Here is a 21,353-nt window from a genome sequence, read left to right on the forward strand (position 1 = left end):
CGACGCGTACCTTGGGCGGTACGCGCCTGGAACCGGTTACCGGTCCGTGAACCCGTCGTTATCAAGTTGTGAAGGCGGTAACACGTCGAGCGCCCAGAGCTCGAACTCGAGCTGGTCGACGAGGGCGAGGCCCGTCGTCTCGGCGCGCAGCATCGTGAGGCTGGCGCGATAGTGCTCGAGCTTGGGCCCCTGCAGCGCCGACGGGTCGCGCGCGACCTTGGCCCGCAGCTCGCGCACCTTGGCCACCTTGTCGGCGGCGTAGACCGCGCAGGCGCCCGTGCCGGCCGCGGCCACCTGCGCACGCAGCGCCGCCTTGCGGGCCACGTAGTCCTCGATCGCCGGGTTCTCGGACACGGCGGCCACGAGCGCGGCCACGCGCACGCCGAAGCGGCGCTCCACGTCGTCGACGGTCACGCTCGTGTTCTCCACCACGTCGTGCAGGACGCCGGCGGTCACGACCTCGTCGCTGAAGTCGCGGCCGTTCAGCAGCGAGGCGACCTCGAGAGGATGCAGGACGAACGGGGCCTGGTCGACCTCACGGCGCTGGTCCGCGTGCATGACGAGGGCCCATTCCACAGCTCGGCGGACGCTCGGACGTGCCTCGGCGAAAGGCGGCAGTCTGGTCGTAAGCACTGCGACCACCGTACCGGCGGTGGGGACTCCCGGGACCGGGCGCGGGAGGAGAGAGTTGCCGCGCCAGGCCCCGGGAGGGACTGCTCGGCGCGCCGCTCCGGCGGGAGCGCCTCGATCAGTGAATCCCAGGGGCGCTCGGCGCCCGTGAAGAGGTTGTGAACGCGTTCGGCGCAAGCGATTTGGCCCTGTACGGTCGATCCGTGCTGTTGCGCCGGACCCGGCCCGACCCGGAGCTGTTGACGCTGTTCGATGAGTCGGGCCGCAACGTCCAGCGGTCCGCTCTGCTGCTGCGCGACCTGCTGTCCGACTATCCCGAGCGCGCGGGCCTCTCCCGCGACATCGTCCTGTGCGAGCAGGAGGGCGACCGGATCGTCCACGACATCCACCACCGGCTGGCCAAGCGCGGCTCGCGGCGCGCGCACCTGGACTCCGCCGACGTCCATGCGCTCGCGGGCGCGCTGGACGACATCGTCGACTACGCCGAGGAGTGCGCCGACCAGCTGGCGCTCTACGGCGTCGAGGCCCCGATGGAGCAGGCCGAGGCGATGGCCGCCGTCCTCGTCTCCTGCTCCGAGCAGGTCGCCCAGTCCCTGCGCGGCCTGCGCAACGGCCTGGACGTCGGCGCCCAGCTCGTCGAGATCCACCGCCTCGAGAACGAGGGCGACAAGATCCAGCGCGCCGCCCTCGCCGACCTGTTCGTGGCCGGCATCGACCCGATGATCGTGATCCGCTGGAAGGACATCTTCGACACGCTCGAGTGCGCGATCGACGCCTGCGAGACGGTCGCGAACGTCCTCGAGGGCATGACCCTCAAGCGCACGAACGGCCATTCTTGAGCCCGGCGCGCGCCCGCTCCTGGCCCCGGGTAGGAAGGCGCGCATGAACTCGAGGACGCGCAAGGCCGCCGAGCACGCCGCCGAACGGGCGATCGGCAACGTGCTGACGGCCGTGCTGCTCGTCGCCGTGGTCGTGCAGCTGATCCGGGGTGAGAGCGCTTCGCCGTACGCGCAGCTGCTGCTCGTGGCGGGCGTCGTGTGGGCCGTCGTGCTCGGCGTGGGGCTGCTGCGCGCGCGGCGACGCTGAGCCGGCTTCAGGACGCCTGCGCGAGACGCCCCGCGAGCGCCTCGGGCGCGCGGGCGAGCTGGACCGCCGCGGCGCCGAGCACCTCCGCGTGCTCGCCCAGCGTGCCGCGGATCACGCGCACCGCGCGCGCCGCCGGGGGGACCGCGCGCTGCTCGACGGCCTCGCGGATCGGGTCCAGCAGGACGTCGCCCGCCGCGGCGAGCTCGCCGCCGATGATGACCAGCTCTGGGTTGAGCAGGTTCACGACCGACGCGACCGCACGGCCGACCGCCACCCCCGTGTCCGCGATCGCGCGCCGGGCGGCACGGTCGCCTTCGCGAAGCTGCTCGAGCAGCTGTGTGAAGGTGATCGTCTCGCCGCGGCTGCGGCTCAGGAGGTCCGCGACGGCGGCGGGCGTGGCCAGCGTCTCCAGGCAGCCGCGGTTGCCGCAGCGGCAGATGAGCCCGTCCTCGACAACGGGCGTGTGCCCCACCTCGCCGGCGATCCCGCTGACCCCGCCGTACGCGTCGCCGTTGAGGATCATCCCGAGGCCGGTGCCCGCGGACAGCCGCAGGTAGACCATGTCGGCGACGCCGCGGCCGGCGCCGAAGAGGTGCTCGCCCATCGCGCCCGCGTTGGCGTCGTTCTCGACCTGGACCGGGAGGCCGAGCCGCTGCTCGAGCTCCGCCGCCGGCCGCACGCCGTCCCACCCGGGCAGGATGCCTTCCGCGTGGATGAGGCCCGTCGCGCCGTCGACCGGCACGGCCAGCCCCGCCCCGACGCCGACCACGAACGACGTCGGCACGCCCGCCTGCTCGAGCGCCGCCATCGTGAGCCGCTGCGCAAGGTCGAACGCGCTCGCCGGGTCGGTGTCGGTGCCGACGACCGACCACTGGTCGCCGACGATCCGCCCGCCGAGGTCGCAGACCGCGCTGCGGATGTGGCGGTGGCCGAAGTCGAGCCCGACCGCGAACGCGGCGGTCGCCGTCAGCGACACCTGCAGCGGCGGCCGGCCGATCGCCGCGGGCCGGTCCTCCTCACCGTCGGGCCGGTGCTGCTCGACCATGCCCGCGAGCTCGAGCTCGCCGAGCAGTGCGGTGACCGTGGCGCGCGAGAGCCCGAGCGAGCGCCCGAGATCGGCACGGCTGCGCGCCGGGTGGCGCAGCAGCGCCTGCAACAGGCGCACGCGGTTGGCGTGCCGGACACTCGGTCCTGGTGACTCGTTTAAGCTCAAGCGGAAGCAAAAAGTAGCGATCCCGAGGGCGCGGATGCTCATCTCTCGACGTAATCGTTACGTGAGAGGCACCTTAAGACGGACCGAGCGTCCCTTCATCCCGCTGCTCAGCGGCGCCAGCGAGACCCACACGTAGCGCGCCGCACGGGCGTCGCGCAGCCGGACGGTGAAGGCGCGACCCGCCAGGCGCTTGGGCGTGCCGATGGCCACGACGCCCTCCCCGCGGGCGCGTCCCTTCGTGGCGTAGACGAGGAAGTAGGCGTCGAGCACCGGGCCGTCCGTGCGCCAGCGCACGACGATGTCGTCACCCACGCGGCGCGCGCGGACGCCGAGGAGCCGCGGCACGCGCGGCGGCGGCAGCCGGCGCAGCGCGAGGGAGACCGTCTGGCGCTGGACCGTGCGCGCGTTGGGCGCGGACGAGCGCAGCACCAGCCGCAGCCGCCCACGCGCCGGCGCGAGCCCGTCGCTGGCCGGCCGGATCACGAGCTCCATCGTCCCCGCGCGGGCCAGCGAGCCGGTGACGTCCGTCGGGCTCGGGTACCCCGGCACGGCCACGCGCACGTCGCAAGCGGCGCTGCAGCGGACGGGCAGCTTCAGCGACTGCGCGGGCCGCAGCGCGCGGACCTTCGGCGTGCCGACCGTGACCTTCGGCGCGGCGGCCTCGACCGGGCCGGGCACGCCTTCGACCGCCAGGTGCAGCCGACCGTCGCGCCGGCGCGTGGAGTCGTGCAGGCCGCGGTCGTCGGTCCACGCGACCGCCAGCCGGCCGTCCGGCAGCGTCAGGGGCGACAGCCCGTACGGCGCGCGCAGCGTGCCGCCCACCAGCGAGTGCTCGCTCGGCGCCCCGGTCGCGACCGGGAACGTCGCGACGCTGAGGCCGCGCTCTTCCGTGGCGCGCAGCACCAACGCGCGCCCGTCGGCGGTGAACGTCACGCCGACGTCCGGGAAGGACTCGGGCGGCGGGTTGGTGCCGACCACGCCGTAGAGCACGCCGAAGTCCGCGCGCCGGTGGACCGGGAGCGCCGGCGCCACCTCGACGCGGGTGCCGAACGGTCCGGGCGCGGCGCGCGTCACGGCCTCGATCGCCGACTCCCCCTGCCCCGACACCACGACCGCGGCGCCGTCCGCCCGCAGCGCCACGACCGGCGCGTCGAAGTCGGAGCGCAGGTCGACCTTCACCGCCGGACCGAAGCTCCCGCCCGGCGGCCGCTCGTAGAGCACGGGGGCGTCCATCGGACCGCCGACGCCGATCAGCGCCCGGCCGTCCGGTGCCACCGCGAGCGACGGCCCGGAGCCCACGCGCCGGGACACGAGCCGCTGCTCCGGCCCCAGGGGCGCGTTCGCCGCGCCGACCCGGACGGACACCCGCTCGAACTGCCCGGCCGGCCGGCCCTGGGCGACGATCGCCTCGCCCGCGGCGCTGATGCCGACCTGCACCTCGGCCTCCAGCGTCTCCTCGGCGGGCCGGATGAGCGTCTCGGGGGCGCCGAACGTCCCGCCCGCTGGCCGGCGTGCCACCCGCACGGTGGTGCGCGCCTCGATCGCCTCGCCCGTCTCCGTCCACGCGAGCACCACGTCGCCGCGCGGCGAGATCGCGACGTCGGCCACCGACGAGTACTCCTGCCCCTTCAGCGTCACCGGCGGGCTCCAGCTTCCGGCGCCCGGCTCGCGCAGCGCGACCCGGATCCCGCCCGTGACCGCCGCGGCCAGCACCGCCGCGCCGTTCGGATGCCCGGTGACGTCGGGGCACCTCGTCGACGTGCCGAGCGGCACGCCGCCCGTCGGGTGCAGGCCGTCGGCGCGTGCCGTCATCGTCTGCACGCCGCCGCGCACCCAGCGCACGACCTCGCCGGGCGCGCCGGTCGGGCGCAGGCACGCGGCCGCGCCGCCCGCGGACTGGAACGGCAGCTCGCCGAAGGGAGCCGCGGACGCACCGGCGGGGAAGGCCAGCACGGCAAGGGTGATGAGGATCGCGCGCAACATGAGGTGACACCAGGCATGCGGGCCGCAGTGGAGGGGAATCCTCCTACAAAAGGCTTCTAGGAGGATCCGCATGGCACGTACCGAGACCTACGACGACACCGTCAAACCGCGCAAGGGGCTCTCGCTGGCCAAGGGCCCGGTGGCCATCATCGGCATCGCCTCGCTGGTGTTCGGCGTCCTGGGCTTCATCTTCGCGAACCAGAGCTTCACGTTCGACGTGCCCGACGGCACCGTGAACGGCAGCACGTTCCTGGGCGTTGAAGGCAACGGCTGGACGTGGCTGGCCTTCGCCGCCGCGGGCCTGCTGCTGCTGCTCGGCTCGCCCATCCACTGGGGCGCCAAGTCGATGGCGTTCATCGTCGGCGTCGTGATGATCGTCGGCGCGCTGATCGCGCTCTCCGACGGGACCGACATCCTCGGCATCATCGCGACGAACAACTGGACGAAGCTGATCATGGGCGCGATGGGCGCCGCGCTCGTCGTGCTGGCGATGATGCCGCGCGTCGGCCGGCGCCGCGGTGGGGCGCCGATGGCCACCCGCCACGACCGCGACGAGCTCGAGCACGACCGTGACCGCGGGCGCTTCGACCGCGACCGCGAGACCACGCCGAACGGCCGCGCGACGGCCGGCCACGGCACCCTCGAGGACCGCCGGTAGGTGGTCGGCCGCGGCCGGACCGGGGAGGAGTACCCGGGCCGGCCGCGGCGACCGGATGCGTCTACGGCGCCGTCGTAGACCACATTCGGCGTGATCATCAACGAATTCATCTCGCGCGTCAAGGATTCCCCGTGCGGACCGGCCGTCGGAATAGTTGCCGGCCCCCACTTCCGGCCACGCGATGAGTTTCCGCGACGCGCGTCGTCTTAGTCGTTGATGCAGCGAGACACGGTGCAAGTCGTCAACGCCGAGACCGAGGAGGTGGTCGGCTACGTGGACGCGACGAGTCCCGATCTCGCCCTGGTCGAGGCGCTCGCCCGCATGCAGTTGCGCGCCCGCCGCCGCGGCGAGCGCGTGCGCCTGCGCAACGTGCCCGACGAGCTACGCGGGCTGCTGGAGCTCGTCGGCCTGGCCGACGTGCTCGCCGTCGAGCCGGAGCGGGAGCCCGAACTCCGCGAACAGCTCCGGGTAGATGAAGTGATGCAGCCCGGAGACCCGCCCCTCTGACGTCTCCATGACGACGACCGCCCAGCCGGCGTAGTCGCCCTCGGGCGTCGGGTTGTAGATGCCGAACGCCGGCCCGCCGTTGGCCTGCGTGACCAGCACCTTCGAGCCCTCGCACTTCGCGCCCGTGGTGGTCATGAACTGCCGGATGCTGTCCGGCCCGACCACCCACAGCGGCCACGGCGGCATGCTGAAGGCGGCATCGTCCTTGAGCAGCGCGGTGAGCGCCGTCATGTCATAGGCCTCGAACGCGGCGACGTACTTGCGCAGCAGCTCCTTCTGCTCGGCATCGTCGACCGTCGCCGAGCCGCTGGCGTCCAGGTGCTTCTCCTCGATCGTCGCACGGGCGCGCTGCAGCGCGCTGTTGACCGACGCGACGCTCGTGTCCAGCAGCTCCGCCACCTCACTCGCCTGCCAGCGCAGCACCTCGCGCAGGATCAGCACCGCGCGCTGCTTGGCCGGCAGGTGCTGCAGCGCCGCGACGAACGCGAGCCGCAGCGTCTCCTTCTCGGCGGCCAGCTCGGCGGGGTCGGCGGTCGGCTCGAGCACCTTCGCGTCGGCGATCGGCCGGACGAACGCGCTCTCCACGAGCATGTCGCCGAGCGGCGCGTCCGCGCCCGAGCTCGGCCCCATGTCCATCGGCGTCGCCCGCCGCTGCGCGCTGCCGAGCATGTCCAGGCAGACGTTGTTGGCGATCCGGAACAGCCACGCCTTCAACGCGGCCCGCTCCTGCAGCTTGTCAGCCGACTTCCAGGCACGGACCATCGTCTCCTGGACGGCGTCCTCAGCCTCGGAGCCCGACCCGATCATCCGGTAGCAGTAGCCGGTCAGCGCCCGGCGGTACGACTCGAGCTCGGCTTCGATGGGAGTCTCGGCGGTCCGCAGCATCGTCTCGGAATCCTAACCCCGCGGCGCGGTAGTTCCGTTTTGACTAAGATGCGCCGCGATGAGCGTGCTTAGGCAGTTCCTATGCATGGCTGCGACCGGCGCCGCCCTGGTCGCGGTCGGCTGCGGCGGCGAGGAGCGCACGCCGCCGACGGTCTACGCCGCGGCTTCGCTGCGCGACGTGTTCCCGGAGCTGGACAAGGCCCCGCGGTACAACTTCGCCGGCTCGAACCAGCTGCAGACGCAGATCGAGCGCGGGGCGCCGGCCGACGTCTTCGCCTCGGCAAGCGCCAAGGAGCCGGACGCGCTGTTCAAGGCGGGCCGCTGCTCGCAGCCGGTGCCGTTCGCGAGCAACGCGGTGGTGCTGCTCGTCCCGGCGGGGAACCCGGGCAAGGTGACGTCGCTGGAGTCGCTGACGAGCGGTCCGCGTCGACGGCTCGCGGTCGGCACCGAGGACGTCCCGGTCGGCAAGTACACGCGCCAGCTGCTCGAGAACGCGGGGATGCGCACGATCCTGGAGCGCAACACGGTCTCCAACGAGGCCAACGTGGCGAGCCTGACCTCGAAGGTCGCGCTCGGATCCGCGGACGCCGGCTTCGCCTACAACACCGACGCGCGCGCCGCCGGCGACCGCGTCGAGGTGATCCGCCTGCCGGCCGAGACGCAGCCGAAGATCCAGTACCTGCTGTGCGCGGTCAAGCGCAAGGGCGCGAACGCGAAGGCCGCGGAGGCGTTCATCGCCACGGTGACGTCGCCCGACGGCCGCGACGCGCTCGAGCGCCAGGGCTTCGGACCACCTCCGGGCACCTGAGTGCGCCCGGCGTTCACCGGCTTCCTGGCGCTCTGCCTGGGCATCGCGGTCGCGTTCCTGGCGATCCCGATCGTCGCGCTGTTCACCGAGGTGCCGCTGGGCGACGTCCCGGGCCTGCTCCGCGACCCCGCGGTGCAGGACACGCTGAAGGTGACCGCGCGCACCAACGCGATCGCCAACGTGCTGATCCTCGCGGTGGGGACGCCGGCCGCCTACTTCCTCGCGACGCGGCGGTTCCGCGGGCGCGCGCTCGTCATCACGCTGATCGAGCTGCCGCTGGTGCTGCCGCCCGCGGTGGCCGGGATCGGCCTGCTGGCCGCGTTCGGCGCCGGCGGGCTGTTCGGCGGCGCGTTGCAGGACCGGGGCATCGTGCTGCCGTTCACCGAGTGGGCGGTCGTGCTCGCGGTCGTGTTCGTCGCGTCGCCGTTCTACCTGCGGCAGGCCATCAGCGCGTTCGAGAGCGTCGACCCGACCCTGCACGACGCGGCCCGCACGCTGGGCGCATCCCCCGCGCGCACGTTCGTGCGGATCGCGCTGCCGCTGGCGGCGAGTGGCCTCGTCGCCGGCTGGGTGCTGGCCTTCGCGCGCGGGATCGGCGAGTTCGGCGCGACGATCGTCTTCGCCGGCAACGTGCGCGGTGAGACCAGCACGCTGACGCTGACGATCTACGAGCAGCTGGAGGCGAGCTTCGACGTCGCGCTGTCGATCGGGATCCTGCTCGTCGTCATCAGCGCGGCCGTCCTGCTTTCGTACAAGCTCCTCTCGTGGCGCCGCTCGAGCTCGACCTCACCGACCCCCTTCGGACGTTCGAGCTCCGCGCCCGCCTGACGGTCGGCGCCGAGACGTTCGCGCTCGTCGGCCCCAGCGGGGCCGGCAAGTCGACGATCCTGCGCCACGTCGCGGGCTTGAAGCGCCCGGCCGACGGGCGGATCGCGCTCGGCGAGCGCGTGTGGTTCGACGCCGCCCTCAGGGTCGACCTCCCGCCCGACCGCCGCAGCGTCGGCCTCGTCTTCCAGGAGTACGCGCTGTTCCCGCACCTCACCGTGGCGGCGAACGTGGCCTTCGGCGGCGCGTCCGGCACGCGGGTGCGCGAGCTGCTCGACCGGCTGCACATCGGCCACCTCGCGCGCGAGAAGCCGACGCGCCTGAGCGGCGGCGAGCGCCAGCGCGTGGCCGTCGCCCGCGCGCTCGGCCGTGACCCGCAGGTGCTGCTGCTCGACGAGCCGCTGTCCGCGCTGGACGCGCACACCCGCACCGCCGTGCGCGAGGAGCTCGCGGACATCCTCGCCACCCTCGCGATCCCGACGCTGATCGTCACCCACGACTTCCTCGACGCCAGCACGCTCGCCGACCGCATCGGCGTGATCCGCGACGGCCGGCTGCATCAGGTCGGCCGGCCGGAGGAGCTGACGGCGCGCCCCGCGGACGAGTTCGTCGCGAGCCTCACCGGCGGCAACCTGCTGCACGGCACCGCCGACGGCACCCGCGTGACGCTCGACGACGGCACCGTGATCGAGGTCGCCGAGCCCGCGTCCGGCCGCGTCGGCGTGGCCGTCTACCCGTGGGAGATCACCGTCACGACCGAGGCGCCGGCGGCGGGCAACGTGCTCGCCGGCACGGTCGGCTCGATCACGCCCGACCGCGGACGCACCCGGGTGCGCGTCGGGCCGCTCGTCGCCGAGGTCTCCCGCGCCGACGGGCTGGAGCGTGGAGCGCGCGCCTTCGCGTCGTTCGCGCCACGCAGCGCCCGGGTCGTTCAGTAGATCCCGTCGATCCTTGTGATCACGCCCCGGCGGACGAACACGCTGATGCGGGCGGTCTGCTCGTCGTCGGTGCCGCCGTGGGTGAAGTCGCGGACCGTGCACCCGCGCTCCCGCGCGTAGTCGTAGCCGTCGTCGAAGTCCTTGCCGAGGATCTCGCGCGCATCGAAGCGCTGCGTGCCCTTCGGACACCACACGGGCTCGTCGGGACGGCTCACCCGCGGCGGGATGAAGAACCACCAGATCAGCCCGACGACCAGCACGCCGGCGAGCGCGAACAGCCACGCGTCGCCCCGGCGACGCGGCCCGGAGTCGTCCAGGAGCACCAGCCGCGCCCATCGGCTCATCGGCCCGGCTCGACCGCCTCCACGAAGCGGATCGCGGCACGGGTGCTCTCGAGCCGCCACTGCGCGAGCGTCCGCGCGAATCCCTCGTCCTCCCCGGCCTCGAGCTCGCGCGCGATCGCCTCGAACCGCTCACGCTGGGCGTGGAGCAACGGCGTGGCGTCGCGTCCCGCCCGGTCGAGGTAGAGCAGCTTGAGCATCAGGTCGGCGCGGGCGTCACGCACGTGCGGCACCGGCTCGAGCAGCCACGCGTCCACGCGCTCGCGGCCCGCGCCGGTCACCTCCAGCACGGTACGCGGCGGGCCGCTCTCGCTCGGCTCGGTGCCGGCGGCGCGCACGAGCGCGCGGTCGGCCAGCACGTCCAGCGTGCGATAGACGAGCGGGCGGCGCAGCGCCCACACCCGCCCGACCTCGCCACCGGGCGCGAGCGCGCGGGCGACCGCGAACCCATGGGTCGGCGCCTCGGCGACGAGCGCGAGGACGGCCCACTCGCCGGTCGCGAGCTGCTCTGGACGGCGCCGCATCGCGCCAAGCTACTACCTCGGCGGGCGCAGGCCGGCGGACAGCGCCATCGCCAGCAGCGGCATGAACGCGAGCGTGACGAACGCGCCGCGGGGGCCGTGGTGGTCGGCGATCACGCCGAGCACCGGCTGGAACAGGCCGCCCGCGCTGACCGCGAGGCCGAGGGTCACGCCCGCGGCGGTGCCGGGGCGGCTCGGCAGATAGTCCTGGCCGAGCTTGACGAGCACCGCGAGCGGGATGTTCGCGGTCAGGCCGAGCAGGGTGACGCAGATCAGCGCGACGTACGGGTCGCGCACGAGCAGCAGCAGGCCGAACGCGGGGATGAGCGCCGCGTTGCCGAGCTGGATGGTGCGGGTGAGGCCGAAGCGGTCGCCGATCCGCCCGCCCAGCAGCGTGCCGGCGATGCCGCCGAGCAGGCCGAGCGTGAGCGCGGTGCCGCCGAGCGTGCTGGACGCGCCCAGCTCCTTGATCCAGTACAGGGCGACGAAGGTGTTGATGCCGAACGAGATGCACGAGCGCGCGACCTCGACGGCGATCAGCAGCGCGAACATGCGCGGGCGGTCGGTGCCGACGGGCACGCCGCTGGCCGTGACCTGCGCGACCTGGCGCGACTGGTGACGCGAGAGCACGAACGCCATCAGCACCGCCGGCGGGATGAACAGCACGAGCGCGCTCAGGCCCAGGCCGTCGAGCAACGGGGTGGCGAGCGCGGGCGCCAGGAAGAAGCCGACGCTGCCGCCGGCGGCGAACACGCTCATGGCCGACGCGCTGTGCGCCGCGGCCACGCGCGCGTCGCGGCCCGCCGGCGGGTGGAACATCGCCACGCCGAGGCCGGATAGCAGCAGCATCGCGAACACCAGCGGGTAGGGCGCGAAGACGCCCGCCAGCCCCACGCCGACCGCGGCGAGGACCAGGCCGACCGGCCCGAGCCACGGCACGCGCCGGCGGTCGGCGAGCATCCCGATCGGGAGCTGGGGCAGCGCGCTGCCGAACGTCGCGGCGAGCGCGAGGCCCGACGCGGCGGAGTAGCTCAGGTTGCGCTCGAGCACGAAGTAGGGGACGGCGGCGGGGACGAGGCCCTGGTAGAGGTCGGCGGTCGCGTGGGCGGTCGCCCACACGCGCATCCGCTGCCAGATCGGCAGGTCGCTGGGCGGGGCAAGGGGCGTCGCGAGGGCACTCACGCCTTCGACGGTAGAACCGGAGCGACGGTACGGCTACCGATATTCTGCGCGATTATGTCGGATTCCCGCCAGCGGCTGTGGACGCTGACCGCGGCCTCCCGGCACGCCGGTGGGAGCACGATCGAACGTCACCACCACGAGGACCACCAGCTCGTCTACGTCAGCGCCGGCGTGCTGGCGGTCGAGACGTCGGCGGGCAGCTGGGTCGCGTCGAAGGACCGCGCCGTGTGGCTGCCCGCCGGCGTCTGGCACGCGCACCGCTTCTACGGGTCGAGCATGTTCCACGCGATCGGCTTCGCGCGCGAACGTCCGCCGCTGCCGGCGACCGCGCCGATGATCGTCGCCGTCACGCCGTTCCTGCGCGAGCTGCTGATCGCCGCCGCCGACCCGGAGCTGAGCGCGGCCGAGACCGGCCGCGTCCGCGCCGTCCTGCGGGACCAGCTCCGCCGCTCCTCGCAGCAGCCGCTCTCGCTCCCGACCCCGCGCGACCCGCGGCTCGCCGACGCCTGCGCGCTCGCGTCCGCCGACCCCGCGCGATCGATCCCGCTGGCCGAGCTCGCCCGTCAGGTCGGCGCGAGCGAGCGCAGCCTCTCGCGGCTGTTCCGCGACGAGCTCGGCATGAGCTACCCGCAGTGGCGCACGCACCTGCGGCTGCTGGAAGCGATGATCCTGCTCTCCGGCGGCGCCTCGGTCACCCGCACCGCGTCGCAGTGCGGCTGGAAGACGACGAGCAGCTTCATCGACACCTTCCGGCACGCGCTCGGCCAGACACCCGGCGAGTACCGCGCGCGAACCCGGTAAAGATGGAGGGGATGTGGGCCTACGCCCTCACCGCCCCCGGGCGGCTCGAGCGAGTCGAGGCGCCCGCCCCCGTGCCGGGTGACGGCCAGCGGCTGGTGCGGCTGCTCGCGGGCGGCATCTGCGGCTCGGACCTGCCCTCGTTCCGCGGCCGCCGCAGCGAGAGCTTCATCGACCACTTCGGCGACCCCGGCTTCCCGTTGCACGAGGTGGTGGGGCGTCGCCGAGGACGGCACGCGGGTGGTCGGCTGGGCGTCCGGGCATCGCGGGCTGGCGGAGTGGTTCGTCGTCGACGCCGATCAGGTGATCGCGGTCGACGCCGACCTGTCCGACGTGGAGGCGACCGTCATCCAGCCGCTGGCGACCGTCCTCTACGCGCTCGGCCGGGTCGGTGACGTGCGGGACGCGCGGGTGGCCGTCATCGGGCTCGGCTCGATCGGGCTGCTGTTCGCGCACGTGCTCGCCGCGCGCGGCGCGCACGTGACGGGCGTGGACCGCGTCGACCGCCGCGACGTGGCCGACGCCTTCGGCGTGCGCGAGGTGCTCTGGGACGACGCGGTCGCGCTCCCGCCCGACCGCTTCGACCTCGTCGTGGAGGCGGTCGGCCACCAGACGCGCACGCTCACCGCGGCCGTGGAAGCGGTCGCCGTCGAGGGCACCGTGCTCGCGTTCGGCGTCCCCGACGACGCGCACTACCCGTTCCCGTTCACGCGCTTCTTCCGCAAGAACGCGACGCTGATCGGCGGCGTGGCGATGGAGCGCCACCCGTCGCTGGAGGCCGCACGCACGTACCTCCTCGGCGCCCGCGCGCTGCTGCCGGCCTACATCACGGACGTCGTGCCCGTGACGCGCGCGCAGGACGCGTTCGAGTACGCGATCGCGCCCACGGCGCATCGTCGCAAGATCGTGTTGTCAGTCGCGGACGTCGATCCCTAAGCCGCGCGCGAGCAGCGGGCCGAGCGCGACGAGCTGGATCGGGTCGATCGTCGCGCCGCGCAGGGCGGTGACGTCGCCGTCGGGCTCGACGTCGGAGCCGCGCAGGTCGACCGCGCGCAGGCGTGCGTCGTCGATCAGCACGCGCCGCAGGCTGCTCGCCTCGACGCGCGTCTCGCGCAGCTGGGCCGAGGTGAGGTCGGCGTCGTCGAGCACGCAGTCCTCGAAGGTCACGTGGCGCAGCTGGGCGCCGCGGAAGCTGGCGAGGTCGAGCTTGCAGCGGACGAACGCGACATCCTCGAGCTTCGCCTCGGCGGCCTTGAACCCGGTCATCCGGCAGCGCTCGAAGCGCACGCGGGAGAGCTGGGCGCCGCCGAGGTCGGCGTTCGACCAGTCGGCGTCGGCGACGATCACGTCCGCCGCGCGCAGCGACCGCAGCCGCGCGCCCGCGAGGCGCGTCTTGTCGAACCGGCTGCGCAGCACGCGTGCCCCCGCGGCCTTGAGCTCGCCCAGGTCGATCTCGCCCACGAGCGCGTCCTCGACGTCGAAGCGCCCGTCGGGCGTCCACGCGCCGAGATCCTCGTCGGCCAGCACGTCGGGCTTCTCACTGGCTCCCATCGGCACGGTCTGTGAGGCTACGAGGTCATGGAGCTGCTTCCGATCGGACTGGTCGAGTCAGAGCTGAAGGGGCGCGACGAGGCGCCCAAGCAGGGTGACGAGGGCGCGCCGGACGCGTGGCTGCACTTCAGCGACGCCGTGGTCGAAGGGCTCGAGGGCATCGCGGCCGGCGACGAGCTCCTCATCCTCACGTGGCTGGACCGCGCGGCGCGCGACGTCCTGCGGGTGGTCCCGCGCGGTGACGCCACGCGCGGCGAGCAGGGCGTGTTCAACACGCGGTCGCCGGACCGCCCGAACCCGATCGGGCTGCACCGCGTGACCGTGCTCGAGGTGGCGGACGCGCGCCTGCGGGTCCGTAACCTGGAAGCGCTCGACGGCACGCCGATCGTCGACGTCAAGCCGTTGCTGCGCAGCATCGAGGAACGATGACCCCACCCTCTCCCCCCGCCCCCGGCCCGTACCTGCAGACCGTGTCGGGGCGGTTCGTGAACCCGTTCGAGCCGGACCCCGAGCAGCTGGACCCGCACGACATCGCGCGGGCGCTGGCGAACGTCTGCCGCTTCGGCGGCCACTGCCGGCCGTTCTACTCCGTCGCCCAGCACTCGATCATCGTCTCCGAGCTGGTCGAGGAGCGCGGCGGCGACGTCGAGGACGTGTTCGCCGCGCTCATGCACGACGCGACCGAGGCCTACCTCGGCGACATGCCGCACCCGATCAAGCACCGCAGCCCCCTCGGCGCCGCTTTCAAGCAGGCCGAGGACCACCTCGAGTCGGTCCTGCGCGAGCGCTTCGGGATCAAAGCCGACGTCCCCGAGATCAAGCGCGTGGACCGCGCCCTGCTCGCCACCGAGCGCCGTGCCCTCAGCGGCGTGGCCTGGGAGTGGCCGGAGCTCGACGGCGTCGAAGCGCTCGACCTCGAGCTCGTCGCGTGGCCGCCCGACGAAGCCGAGCGCGCCTTCCTCGCCCGCTTCGCCGAGCTCCAGGCCAGGCGTTAGCGCACGCGGATCTTCGCGGACGTGCTCGTGGCCTTGCCGGACTTCGGGGTGAAGGTCCCGGTGAGCTTGAGCGTCCCCGTGAGCTTGGCGCCGCGCTTGCCTTTGAGCTTGACCTTGAGCGTGCCCGCGGCCTTCGCCGTCGCGCTCCCGGACGCGACGGTGCGCTTGCCACGACGCAGCGTCAGCTTCACCGTGCCGGCGGCCGGGGCATCGGCGTTGACGTTCACGCCCTTGCGCAGCGCCGAGGCCTTCAGCTTGGCCGGCGCGGAGAGCTTGAACGCGGGCGTCTTGGTCGGCACGGGCGGCGCGGGCGGGGACGGCGGCGGCGCCGGCGGGCCGGGCGGGGGCGGCGGCAGCTCGGTCGACGCGGCCGAGAACGACGGCATGCTGGCCGTCGCGGAGACGGTGCGCGTCCCGCTCAAGCCGCAGACGAGGTTGCCGTCGAAGCGATCGGGCTCGGCCTGGGCGACGTGCACGCCCGCCCCGTCGTCCCACGCGACGCTCTTGCCGTCGCGGCTGAGCGCGCCGCGCGCGAACCCCGGACCGACCGGGATCGAGCAGCCGCTCGTCACCTCGCCGAAGCCGATCTGGCCGGCGTACGAGAACAGGTCGAGGCTCTGGGCGCCGTCGGCGGCGCGCCGGCGGACGAGCATCCGCGTGCCGTCCGCGGAGATCTCCAGGAACGTGAGGGTCGTGCCCGGTTCGGCCGACGTGAACAGGGGCTGCGTGAGCCCGGTCCAGTAGACGGCGCCGTCGGCGCGGGCGACCACGGGCCGCTCGCGATGCCAGGTGATGTCGGTGTAGTCGATCGAGGCGGTCGCGTCGCCCAGCCACACCGAGCTCGGGTTCGTCCGGCCGTAGCGGGGCTGGGCGGGATCGCCGAACGCGAGGAACGTGTAGCCGAGCGTCACGGACGCGCCGTCGGGCTGCATGCGCGCGCTGGTCGGCGGCGACGTCGTCTGGTCCCCGGGCGTGCGCGGCATCCGCGAGCGCGTCGGCTCGCCCTTGCCGTAGGCCCAGTAGACGATCTCCTGCTGGCCGGTGGTCGCGTTGGCCTGGAAGGCGGCCAGGCTGCCCTGCTCGTCGGCGGTCGGGAGCACGTACGGGCGGTCCGCCGTGCCGTCGGCGCTCAGCGCGTGGCGCGCGCTGCCGTCGAGGTTCTCGACGTAGACGTTGTGGTGGTCGACGTAGGTGAGCTCGGCGGCGGACGCGGGCGCGGCGACGATCGCCGTCATGGCGAGTGCGGCGGCCAGCGTCCGGCTGGTCTTGAACGTGGTCACGCACGTCAGGCTCGCCCGGCGGCCGCTGCGCGTCATCCTCCGAAGGTCGCGCGCCCGTCCACCCAGCGGTGTGCGGTGGAGGTTTCGCATCGCCGCCCCTCCGGGTGTGTTAGGGGGTGGATGCGAGGGCGGACGATCTTGCTGGTCGAGGACGAGCACGGCATCGCGAGCGCGGTCGAGGCCTACCTCGAGCGGGCCGGCTTCGGGGTCGTGTGGGTGCGCAGCGGCGAGGAGGCGCTGGCCGAGCGGCACCGGCACCCGATCGCGCTGGTGGTGCTCGACCTCGGGCTGGCGGGGTCGCTGGACGGCCTCGACGTGCTGCGCGAGCTCGGTGGCCGCACGCCGGTGATCGTCATCAGCGCGCGCGACGATGAGGCCGACCGGGTCGCCGGGCTGGAGCTCGGCGCCGACGACTACGTGGGCAAGCCGTTCTCACCCCGTGAGCTCGTCGCGCGTGTGAGCGCGGTCCTGCGCCGCGCGGACCGGTCGGACGCGTCCGCCCTGACGCTCGGCCCGATCGAGATCGACGAGGCCGCGCGCGAGGTCCGCCTGGACGGACACGAGGTGGAGCTGACGCGACGCGAGTTCGACCTCCTCACGTGCCTGGTCCGCGAGCGCGGTCGGGTCGTCGAGCGCGCCACGCTGCTCGAGTCCGTCTGGCCCGAGGAGTTCCACACGCCGACGCGCACCGTCGAGGTCCACGTGGCCCAGCTGCGCCGCAAGCTCGGCCGTCCGGACCTGATCCGCACGGTCCGAGGCGTGGGCTACAAGGCCGTCGCGTGAGGCTGCGCGGGCGGCTCGCGCTCGCGCTCGTCGGCGTCGCGCTGATCGCGGCCGTGCTGACGGCCAGCGGCGCGGCGCTGCTGAGCGTGCGGTCCGCGCGTGAGCGCGCGCTCGACAACCTCGCACGCCAGGCCGAGCTCGTGGCGTCCACGCTCGGCCGCGGAGGCGGTCCCACGGGCCCCGAGCGCCGCTTCATCCTGCGCGACGGGCGGGCAACCCGCGTGGGGCCGCGGAGCGCCGTCGCCGAGGCGCTCGCCGCGGCGCCGGGCGACCGAGCGCGCGGCCGGGTGCCCAGCCGTGGCCGTGAGCTGCTCTTCGTCCGCCGGAGGTCCGCCGACGCCGCGCCGGTGTTGATCGCCCGCGGCGCCGGCGCCTCGGACCCTGACCTCGCTCCGGTGGGCAGCGCGTTCGTCCTCGCCGCGCTCGCGGCGGCGCTCCTCGCGGGCGCGACCGCGCTGCTGATCGCGGGCCGGCTGGCACGCCCGTTGCGCCGCCTGGGCGCGGCCGCCCGTGCGCTCGGCGCGGACCCGGCGGGACCGCCCGCCGGCGCGGCGCTCGAGGCGGACCTGCGGCGCACCGACGAGATCGGCGACCTTGCGCGAGCGTTCGCGGCCATGCAGGACGACCTCGCCACGGCCCGGACGGCGCAGCGGCAGTTCCTGCGGTCGGTCAGCCACGAGCTCAAGACGCCGCTCGCCGCGCTGCGAGCGCAGGGCGAGGCCCTCGAGGACGGCGCACTCGACGGGGCGTCCGCCGGGCCGGTCGTCGTCCGCGAAGCCGCCCGGCTCGAGCGGCTCGTGGTCGACCTGCTCGCGCTCGGCTCGCTCGACCGGCCCGGGTTCCGGGTCGAGGACGAAGCGCTCGACCTCGCCGCGATCGCCGAAGCCGTGCGCGAGCGACACGCCGCGCGAGCCGCGGCGCTGGACGTGCGGCTCACGCGCAGCGGCGCAGGGGCGGCCCGCGGTGATCGGGACCGGCTCGAGCAGGCGCTGTCGAACCTGGTCGAGAACGCGTTGCGGGTCACGCCGGCCGGCGGAGCGGTCACGCTGGCCGTCACCCCCGGAGCGGTCTCCGTCACGGACACCGGGCCAGGATTGCTCGACGAGGATCTGCCACGCGCGTTCGAGCGCTTCTACCTGCACGACCGGTACGCGCCGCCCGGGTCAGGCACCGGACTCGGACTGGCGCTCGTGGCGGAGCTCACGCGGGCGATGGGCGGCACCGTCAGCGCCGAGCACGCACCGGGTGGCGGCGCGCGCTTCACCCTCCGCCTTACACAGCGCTGACCTTCTCCGAACCTTCGCCTGCCGGAGCCGCGCGACCGTGGGCCGCATGTTCAAGCTCCTCAGCCGGGTCGCCGTGCCCGCGATCGTCGCCGCCGCCGCCGCGACCGGCACCTACCTCCTCGTCGCCGACCACGAGGCCCCGCGGCCCGCCGCCTTCACGACGAGCCACGGCGGGCACACGGCGATGCGACCGGACTCCAACGCCCCCGCCGGAGCCAAGGCCCACTGGCTGCCGAAGGACGCGTGGGTGATGCAGCACTTCCTGCCGTTCGACGAGGCGCGGCTGTACGACCTGCTGGGGGTCACGCGCAAGGACGTGCGCAAGCACCTCAAGACGCACGGCAACACGATCGCGCAGCTCGCGGCCCAGCACGGCTACCCCGACCAGGCCAAGCTTGCGGCGGGGTTGCTCGGCGAGCGCGCGAACCCGACGCTCCTGGCGCGCACCAACGACGTCCTCGACCAGAGCCATCTTGCCCAGCACGTGCTGTTCCACGTCTTCCACGATCCCAAGATCGCCCAGCACGCCGAAGACCTGTTCGGCGTCAGCAAGCCGGAGTTCCGCGAGGCACGCAAGGCCGGCAAGAGCCCGCTCGAGATCGCGAAGGAGCCGACCAAGCTCAAGACGCGCGTCGAGCGGCTCCTCGAAGACGCCTACGACGACGCCGTCCAGCGCGGCGACACGACCGAGACGCAGGCGAAGGCGATGCTCGCGGTCCAGATGAAGACCTACGACAAGTGGAAGGACAAGGTCGCCAAGCGGGCGCGCTAGGTCTCGAGGCGACGAAGCGCGGCGCGCAGCGGGTCCGGGATCGCCACCGGACGGCGCGTCGCGCGGTCGACGAACACGTGCACGAACGTGCCCGTGGCGGCCGCCTCGGCCGCGTCGCCGTCGAACAGCCCGATCTCGTAGGTGACGCTCGACCGGCCCAGCTTCAAGACCCGCAGGCCCGCCTGCACCACGGACGGGAACGCCAACGCGGCGTGGTACTCGCACCGCGACTCCGCGCACAGCCCGATCGCCGGGCCCGCGTGGATGTCCAGGCCGCCCTCGCGGATCAGGTACTCGTTGATGACGGTGTCGAAGTACGAGTAGTACTGGACGTTGTTGACGTGCCCGTAGACGTCGTTGTCCATCCACCGCGTGGGGATGGACAGCACGTGCGGGTACTCAGCCCGCAACCGCTTCCCATTGGGCGTACAGCGTCTCGAGCGTCTTCTTGGCCTCAGCGTGCCGCTCGGTCGACTTCGCGGCCGAGCGCGGGTCGTTCCAGGCGGACGGGTCCGCGAGCTCGACCTCCAGCGCCGCGAGCGCGGACTCCGCCTGCTCGATCTGCTTCTCGAGCTTCTTGGCCTTCGCGACCTCGTTCTTGGAGCGCGGCGGCGTCTTCACCGCGGCCGGAGCGGGCGCGGCCTTCGCGGCCGGCGCGCCCTTCCTCGCCTGCTTCGCGGCCCGCTCGGCCTCGGCGCGCTCCTCGCGCACGCGCAGGTACTCGGGCCAGCCGCCGACGTAGGAGTGCAGCGTCTGGTCCTCGAGCGCGACCGTGCGCGTGCCGACCGCGTCGAGCAGCGCGCGGTCGTGCGAGATCAACAGCAACGCGCCCTGGAACGACTGCAGCGCCTCCTCGAGCGCCTCGCGGCTCTCGAGGTCGAGGTGGTTGGTGGGCTCGTCGAGGATCAGGACGTTGGCGCCGCTGCTGACCAGGATGGCCAGCGACAGCCGCTGGCGCTCGCCGCCGGACAGGCCGTCGAGCGGCTTCTCGGCGTCCTCGCCGCTGAAGAGGAACTTGCCGAGCAGCGAGCGCGCGTTGTTGGGCGTGAGCCCCGTCGCGATCTGGCAGGCCTCGAGCACGGTGCGCCCGCGCTGGTGCTCTTCGGCGTGCTGCGCGAGCAGGCCGAGCTTGACGTTGTGCCCGCGCCGCAGCTTGCCCCCGTCGAACTCGCGTCCACCGGTCAGCGCCGTGAGCAGCGTCGTCTTGCCCGAGCCGTTGCCGCCGACGAGGGTCACGTGCTCGGAGCGCTCGAGCCACAGCTCGGCGTGGTCGAGCAGCACGCGGTCGCCGATCTGCAGCTTGCCGTCCTCGAGCTCGAACACGACCCGGCCGGAGCGCTCCGGCGGCTTGAACGCGAACCCGAGGCCTTTGCTGTCCTTGGGGTCGGTCGTGAGCTTGTCCATCTTGTCGAGCTTCTTCTGGCGCGACGAGGCCTGCCGCGACCGCGTGCCCGCGCTGAAGCGGTCGACGAACCGCTGGAGCTTGGCGATCTCCGCCTGCTGCTTCTCGATCGCCCGGCCGAGCGCCAGCTCGCGCTGCGCCTTCTCGGCCCGCCACTGGTACCACGTGCCCTTGAAGAACTTCGAGCGCCCGCCCTCGAGCTCGAGCACGCTCGTGCCGACCGCCTCCAGGAACCAGCGGTCGTGCGCGACGAGGACGACGGCGGCGTCGAGCGTCTGCAGGTGCCCTTCCAGCCACTCCAGCGACTGGATGTCGAGGTGGTTGGTGGGCTCGTCGAGCAGCAGCAGGTCGGGATCGCCGGCCAGCGCCCGCGCGAGCGACGCGCGCGTGAGCTCGCCGCCGGAGAACGTCTCCAGCGAGCGGTCCATGTGCTCGTCGCGAAATCCGAGGCCGTGCAGCGTGGCGTTCACGCCCTCGCGCCAGTTGTACCCGCCGGCGTGCTCGAGCTGGGTCTGCGCGCGCGAGTACGCGTCGAACACCGTCATGTCGCCGTCCGCCATCTTGGCCTCGAGCGACGCGAGCTCCTCCTCGAGCGCGAGCAGCTCCTGGCAGCCGGACAGCACGTAGTCGCGCAGCGAGAGGTCGCGGTCGCGCGGTGGCCGCTGGTCGTGCAGCTTCACGCGCACGTTCTTCTGGAAGGCGAGCTCGCCGCCGTCCACGCCGGTCTCTCCCGCGAGCATGCGGAGCAGGGTCGTCTTGCCCGAGCCGTTGCGGCCGGACAGCGTCAGCCGGTCCCGGCGCTCGAGCTTGAACGACACGCCCCGCAGCAGGGGCTCACCCGCCATGTCCTTGGCGAGATCGGACGCGATCACGACAGCCATCGCGAGTGAGTCTAGGTACCATGCCCGC

24 protein-coding genes are annotated in these 21,353 nt (G+C 73.5%); 13 read left to right on the forward strand and 11 right to left on the reverse strand.

The features are described from left to right. Positions 1–36: 36 nt before the first annotated feature. The gene (locus C8N24_RS04640) at positions 37–576 is read right to left on the reverse strand and encodes an HD domain-containing protein (protein ID WP_147447642.1); all 540 of its coding nucleotides are present in this window, start codon (positions 574–576) and stop codon (positions 37–39) included. A 257-nt stretch (positions 577–833) separates the two neighbouring features. Here C8N24_RS04640 and C8N24_RS04645 point away from each other — a divergent pair, with 257 nt between their 5' ends. Together C8N24_RS04645 and C8N24_RS04650 are read left to right on the forward strand one after the other, a co-directional pair. Next, a complete protein-coding gene (locus C8N24_RS04645) occupies positions 834–1,469 on the forward strand; it encodes a DUF47 domain-containing protein (protein WP_121248466.1) in 636 nt (211 codons plus the stop codon). A gap of 43 nt (positions 1,470–1,512) precedes the next feature. Further along, complete coding sequence (locus tag C8N24_RS04650; protein WP_121248468.1) at positions 1,513–1,716, forward strand: hypothetical protein; 204 nt, start codon at positions 1,513–1,515, stop codon at positions 1,714–1,716. A gap of 7 nt (positions 1,717–1,723) precedes the next feature. Here C8N24_RS04650 and C8N24_RS04655 read toward each other — a convergent pair whose 3' ends face one another. Further along, the gene (locus C8N24_RS04655) at positions 1,724–2,881 is read right to left on the reverse strand and encodes an ROK family transcriptional regulator (protein WP_170178843.1); all 1,158 of its coding nucleotides are present in this window, start codon (positions 2,879–2,881) and stop codon (positions 1,724–1,726) included. Positions 2,882–2,986: 105 nt separating this feature from the next. Further along, positions 2,987–4,912: a hypothetical protein gene (locus C8N24_RS04660; RefSeq protein WP_121248472.1), complete on the reverse strand. Its 1,926-nt coding sequence runs from the start codon at positions 4,910–4,912 to the stop codon at positions 2,987–2,989. A gap of 70 nt (positions 4,913–4,982) precedes the next feature. Between C8N24_RS04660 and C8N24_RS04665 the strand changes: the two genes are divergently transcribed. Next, the gene (locus C8N24_RS04665) at positions 4,983–5,570 is read left to right on the forward strand and encodes a hypothetical protein (RefSeq protein WP_121248475.1); all 588 of its coding nucleotides are present in this window, start codon (positions 4,983–4,985) and stop codon (positions 5,568–5,570) included. Positions 5,571–5,951: 381 nt separating this feature from the next. On the opposite strand, the gene C8N24_RS04675 is transcribed toward C8N24_RS04665, so the two are convergent. Continuing rightward, positions 5,952–6,962: a sigma-70 family RNA polymerase sigma factor gene (locus C8N24_RS04675; RefSeq protein WP_121248477.1), complete on the reverse strand. Its 1,011-nt coding sequence runs from the start codon at positions 6,960–6,962 to the stop codon at positions 5,952–5,954. 58 nt (positions 6,963–7,020) lie between these two features. Between C8N24_RS04675 and modA the strand changes: the two genes are divergently transcribed. Genes modA through C8N24_RS04690 form a run of 3 tightly spaced genes read left to right on the forward strand, consistent with a single transcriptional unit; the run spans position 7,021 to position 9,533 of the window. Next, the gene (gene modA / locus C8N24_RS04680) at positions 7,021–7,770 is read left to right on the forward strand and encodes a molybdate ABC transporter substrate-binding protein (RefSeq protein ID WP_121248479.1); all 750 of its coding nucleotides are present in this window, start codon (positions 7,021–7,023) and stop codon (positions 7,768–7,770) included. Then, positions 7,771–8,598: an ABC transporter permease gene (locus tag C8N24_RS04685; RefSeq protein WP_121248481.1), complete on the forward strand. Its 828-nt coding sequence runs from the start codon at positions 7,771–7,773 to the stop codon at positions 8,596–8,598. It begins immediately after the preceding gene. Beyond that, positions 8,535–9,533, forward strand: coding sequence for an ABC transporter ATP-binding protein (locus tag C8N24_RS04690; protein WP_121248483.1), 999 nt, complete (start codon positions 8,535–8,537; stop codon positions 9,531–9,533). The genes C8N24_RS04685 and C8N24_RS04690 overlap by 64 nt, the downstream gene beginning before the upstream one ends. Here the strand turns inward: C8N24_RS04690 and C8N24_RS04695 are convergent. From C8N24_RS04695 to C8N24_RS04705, 3 genes are read right to left on the reverse strand one after another with little or no spacing between them, the layout of a single operon-like run. Beyond that, positions 9,527–9,877 carry a hypothetical protein gene (locus C8N24_RS04695; protein WP_121248485.1) on the reverse strand — a complete coding sequence of 117 codons (351 nt, stop codon included), beginning with the start codon at positions 9,875–9,877 and terminating at the stop codon, positions 9,527–9,529. The genes C8N24_RS04690 and C8N24_RS04695 overlap by 7 nt on opposite strands. Further along, positions 9,874–10,398, reverse strand: a complete 525-nt coding sequence (locus tag C8N24_RS04700) for a PadR family transcriptional regulator (RefSeq protein ID WP_121248487.1) — start codon at positions 10,396–10,398, stop codon at positions 9,874–9,876. The genes C8N24_RS04695 and C8N24_RS04700 overlap by 4 nt, the downstream gene beginning before the upstream one ends. 12 nt (positions 10,399–10,410) lie before the next feature. Next, on the reverse strand, positions 10,411–11,520 hold the full coding sequence (locus C8N24_RS04705; protein WP_121248489.1) for an MFS transporter: 1,110 nt from the start codon (positions 11,518–11,520) through the stop codon (positions 10,411–10,413). Positions 11,521–11,631: 111 nt separating this feature from the next. Between C8N24_RS04705 and C8N24_RS04710 the strand changes: the two genes are divergently transcribed. Both C8N24_RS04710 and C8N24_RS04715 read left to right on the forward strand, forming a co-directional pair. Beyond that, the gene (locus C8N24_RS04710) at positions 11,632–12,378 is read left to right on the forward strand and encodes an AraC family transcriptional regulator (protein WP_121248491.1); all 747 of its coding nucleotides are present in this window, start codon (positions 11,632–11,634) and stop codon (positions 12,376–12,378) included. Positions 12,379–12,615: 237 nt separating this feature from the next. Beyond that, positions 12,616–13,311 carry a zinc-binding dehydrogenase gene (locus C8N24_RS04715; RefSeq protein WP_211339842.1) on the forward strand — a complete coding sequence of 232 codons (696 nt, stop codon included), beginning with the start codon at positions 12,616–12,618 and terminating at the stop codon, positions 13,309–13,311. Here the strand turns inward: C8N24_RS04715 and C8N24_RS04720 are convergent. Further along, positions 13,288–13,926, reverse strand: a complete 639-nt coding sequence (locus C8N24_RS04720) for a pentapeptide repeat-containing protein (RefSeq protein ID WP_121248493.1) — start codon at positions 13,924–13,926, stop codon at positions 13,288–13,290. The genes C8N24_RS04715 and C8N24_RS04720 overlap by 24 nt on opposite strands. Before the next feature lie 27 nt (positions 13,927–13,953). Between C8N24_RS04720 and tsaA the strand changes: the two genes are divergently transcribed. Together tsaA and C8N24_RS04730 are read left to right on the forward strand one after the other, a co-directional pair. Then, a complete protein-coding gene (gene tsaA / locus C8N24_RS04725; protein ID WP_121248496.1) occupies positions 13,954–14,355 on the forward strand; it encodes a tRNA (N6-threonylcarbamoyladenosine(37)-N6)-methyltransferase TrmO in 402 nt (133 codons plus the stop codon). Beyond that, positions 14,352–14,921: a YfbR-like 5'-deoxynucleotidase gene (locus C8N24_RS04730; RefSeq protein ID WP_147447643.1), complete on the forward strand. Its 570-nt coding sequence runs from the start codon at positions 14,352–14,354 to the stop codon at positions 14,919–14,921. The genes tsaA and C8N24_RS04730 overlap by 4 nt, the downstream gene beginning before the upstream one ends. On the opposite strand, the gene C8N24_RS04735 is transcribed toward C8N24_RS04730, so the two are convergent. Continuing rightward, on the reverse strand, positions 14,918–16,237 hold the full coding sequence (locus C8N24_RS04735; RefSeq protein WP_121248500.1) for a hypothetical protein: 1,320 nt from the start codon (positions 16,235–16,237) through the stop codon (positions 14,918–14,920). The two genes, C8N24_RS04730 and C8N24_RS04735, sit on opposite strands and share 4 nt — an antisense overlap. A gap of 84 nt (positions 16,238–16,321) precedes the next feature. Between C8N24_RS04735 and C8N24_RS04740 the strand changes: the two genes are divergently transcribed. The 3 genes from C8N24_RS04740 to C8N24_RS04750 are packed head-to-tail and all read left to right on the forward strand — an operon-like array spanning position 16,322 to position 19,042. Beyond that, on the forward strand, positions 16,322–16,984 hold the full coding sequence (locus tag C8N24_RS04740) for a response regulator transcription factor (RefSeq protein ID WP_121248502.1): 663 nt from the start codon (positions 16,322–16,324) through the stop codon (positions 16,982–16,984). Then, on the forward strand, positions 16,981–18,270 hold the full coding sequence (locus tag C8N24_RS04745; protein ID WP_121248504.1) for a sensor histidine kinase: 1,290 nt from the start codon (positions 16,981–16,983) through the stop codon (positions 18,268–18,270). Before C8N24_RS04740 ends, C8N24_RS04745 begins: the two co-directional genes overlap by 4 nt. Before the next feature lie 46 nt (positions 18,271–18,316). Next, positions 18,317–19,042 (forward strand): hypothetical protein, encoded by a 726-nt coding sequence (locus tag C8N24_RS04750; RefSeq protein WP_121248506.1) that lies wholly within the window; start codon positions 18,317–18,319, stop codon positions 19,040–19,042. On the opposite strand, the gene C8N24_RS04755 is transcribed toward C8N24_RS04750, so the two are convergent. Together C8N24_RS04755 and C8N24_RS04760 are read right to left on the reverse strand one after the other, a co-directional pair. Continuing rightward, complete coding sequence (locus C8N24_RS04755) at positions 19,039–19,407, reverse strand: acyl-CoA thioesterase (protein ID WP_211340034.1); 369 nt, start codon at positions 19,405–19,407, stop codon at positions 19,039–19,041. The genes C8N24_RS04750 and C8N24_RS04755 overlap by 4 nt on opposite strands. Before the next feature lie 34 nt (positions 19,408–19,441). Continuing rightward, positions 19,442–21,325 (reverse strand): ABC-F family ATP-binding cassette domain-containing protein, encoded by a 1,884-nt coding sequence (locus tag C8N24_RS04760; RefSeq protein WP_121248510.1) that lies wholly within the window; start codon positions 21,323–21,325, stop codon positions 19,442–19,444. Positions 21,326–21,353: the final 28 nt, after the last annotated feature.

The sequence above is a fragment of the Solirubrobacter pauli genome (assembly GCF_003633755.1).
GTDB classification, from domain to species: domain Bacteria; phylum Actinomycetota; class Thermoleophilia; order Solirubrobacterales; family Solirubrobacteraceae; genus Solirubrobacter; species Solirubrobacter pauli.

Excerpts from the sequence above, each read along its gene's own strand:
- C8N24_RS04705 (WP_121248489.1), bottom strand. The coding sequence starts at position 11,520 with ATGCGCGTGTGGGCGACCGCCCACGCGACCGCCGACCTCTACCAGGGC.
- C8N24_RS04700 (WP_121248487.1), bottom strand. The coding sequence starts at position 10,398 with ATGCGGCGCCGTCCAGAGCAGCTCGCGACCGGCGAGTGGGCCGTCCTC.
- C8N24_RS04760 (WP_121248510.1), bottom strand. The coding sequence starts at position 21,325 with ATGGCTGTCGTGATCGCGTCCGATCTCGCCAAGGACATGGCGGGTGAG.
- C8N24_RS04755 (WP_211340034.1), bottom strand. The coding sequence starts at position 19,407 with ATGGACAACGACGTCTACGGGCACGTCAACAACGTCCAGTACTACTCG.
- C8N24_RS04695 (WP_121248485.1), bottom strand. The coding sequence starts at position 9,877 with ATGAGCCGATGGGCGCGGCTGGTGCTCCTGGACGACTCCGGGCCGCGT.
- C8N24_RS04740 (WP_121248502.1), top strand. The coding sequence starts at position 16,322 with ATGCGAGGGCGGACGATCTTGCTGGTCGAGGACGAGCACGGCATCGCG.
- C8N24_RS04660 (WP_121248472.1), bottom strand. The coding sequence starts at position 4,912 with ATGTTGCGCGCGATCCTCATCACCCTTGCCGTGCTGGCCTTCCCCGCC.
- modA (WP_121248479.1), top strand. The coding sequence starts at position 7,021 with ATGAGCGTGCTTAGGCAGTTCCTATGCATGGCTGCGACCGGCGCCGCC.
- C8N24_RS04750 (WP_121248506.1), top strand. The coding sequence starts at position 18,317 with ATGTTCAAGCTCCTCAGCCGGGTCGCCGTGCCCGCGATCGTCGCCGCC.
- C8N24_RS04675 (WP_121248477.1), bottom strand. The coding sequence starts at position 6,962 with ATGCTGCGGACCGCCGAGACTCCCATCGAAGCCGAGCTCGAGTCGTAC.
- C8N24_RS04665 (WP_121248475.1), top strand. The coding sequence starts at position 4,983 with ATGGCACGTACCGAGACCTACGACGACACCGTCAAACCGCGCAAGGGG.
- C8N24_RS04730 (WP_147447643.1), top strand. The coding sequence starts at position 14,352 with ATGACCCCACCCTCTCCCCCCGCCCCCGGCCCGTACCTGCAGACCGTG.
- tsaA (WP_121248496.1), top strand. The coding sequence starts at position 13,954 with ATGGAGCTGCTTCCGATCGGACTGGTCGAGTCAGAGCTGAAGGGGCGC.
- C8N24_RS04735 (WP_121248500.1), bottom strand. The coding sequence starts at position 16,237 with ATGACGCGCAGCGGCCGCCGGGCGAGCCTGACGTGCGTGACCACGTTC.
- C8N24_RS04650 (WP_121248468.1), top strand. The coding sequence starts at position 1,513 with ATGAACTCGAGGACGCGCAAGGCCGCCGAGCACGCCGCCGAACGGGCG.
- C8N24_RS04720 (WP_121248493.1), bottom strand. The coding sequence starts at position 13,926 with ATGGGAGCCAGTGAGAAGCCCGACGTGCTGGCCGACGAGGATCTCGGC.
- C8N24_RS04710 (WP_121248491.1), top strand. The coding sequence starts at position 11,632 with ATGTCGGATTCCCGCCAGCGGCTGTGGACGCTGACCGCGGCCTCCCGG.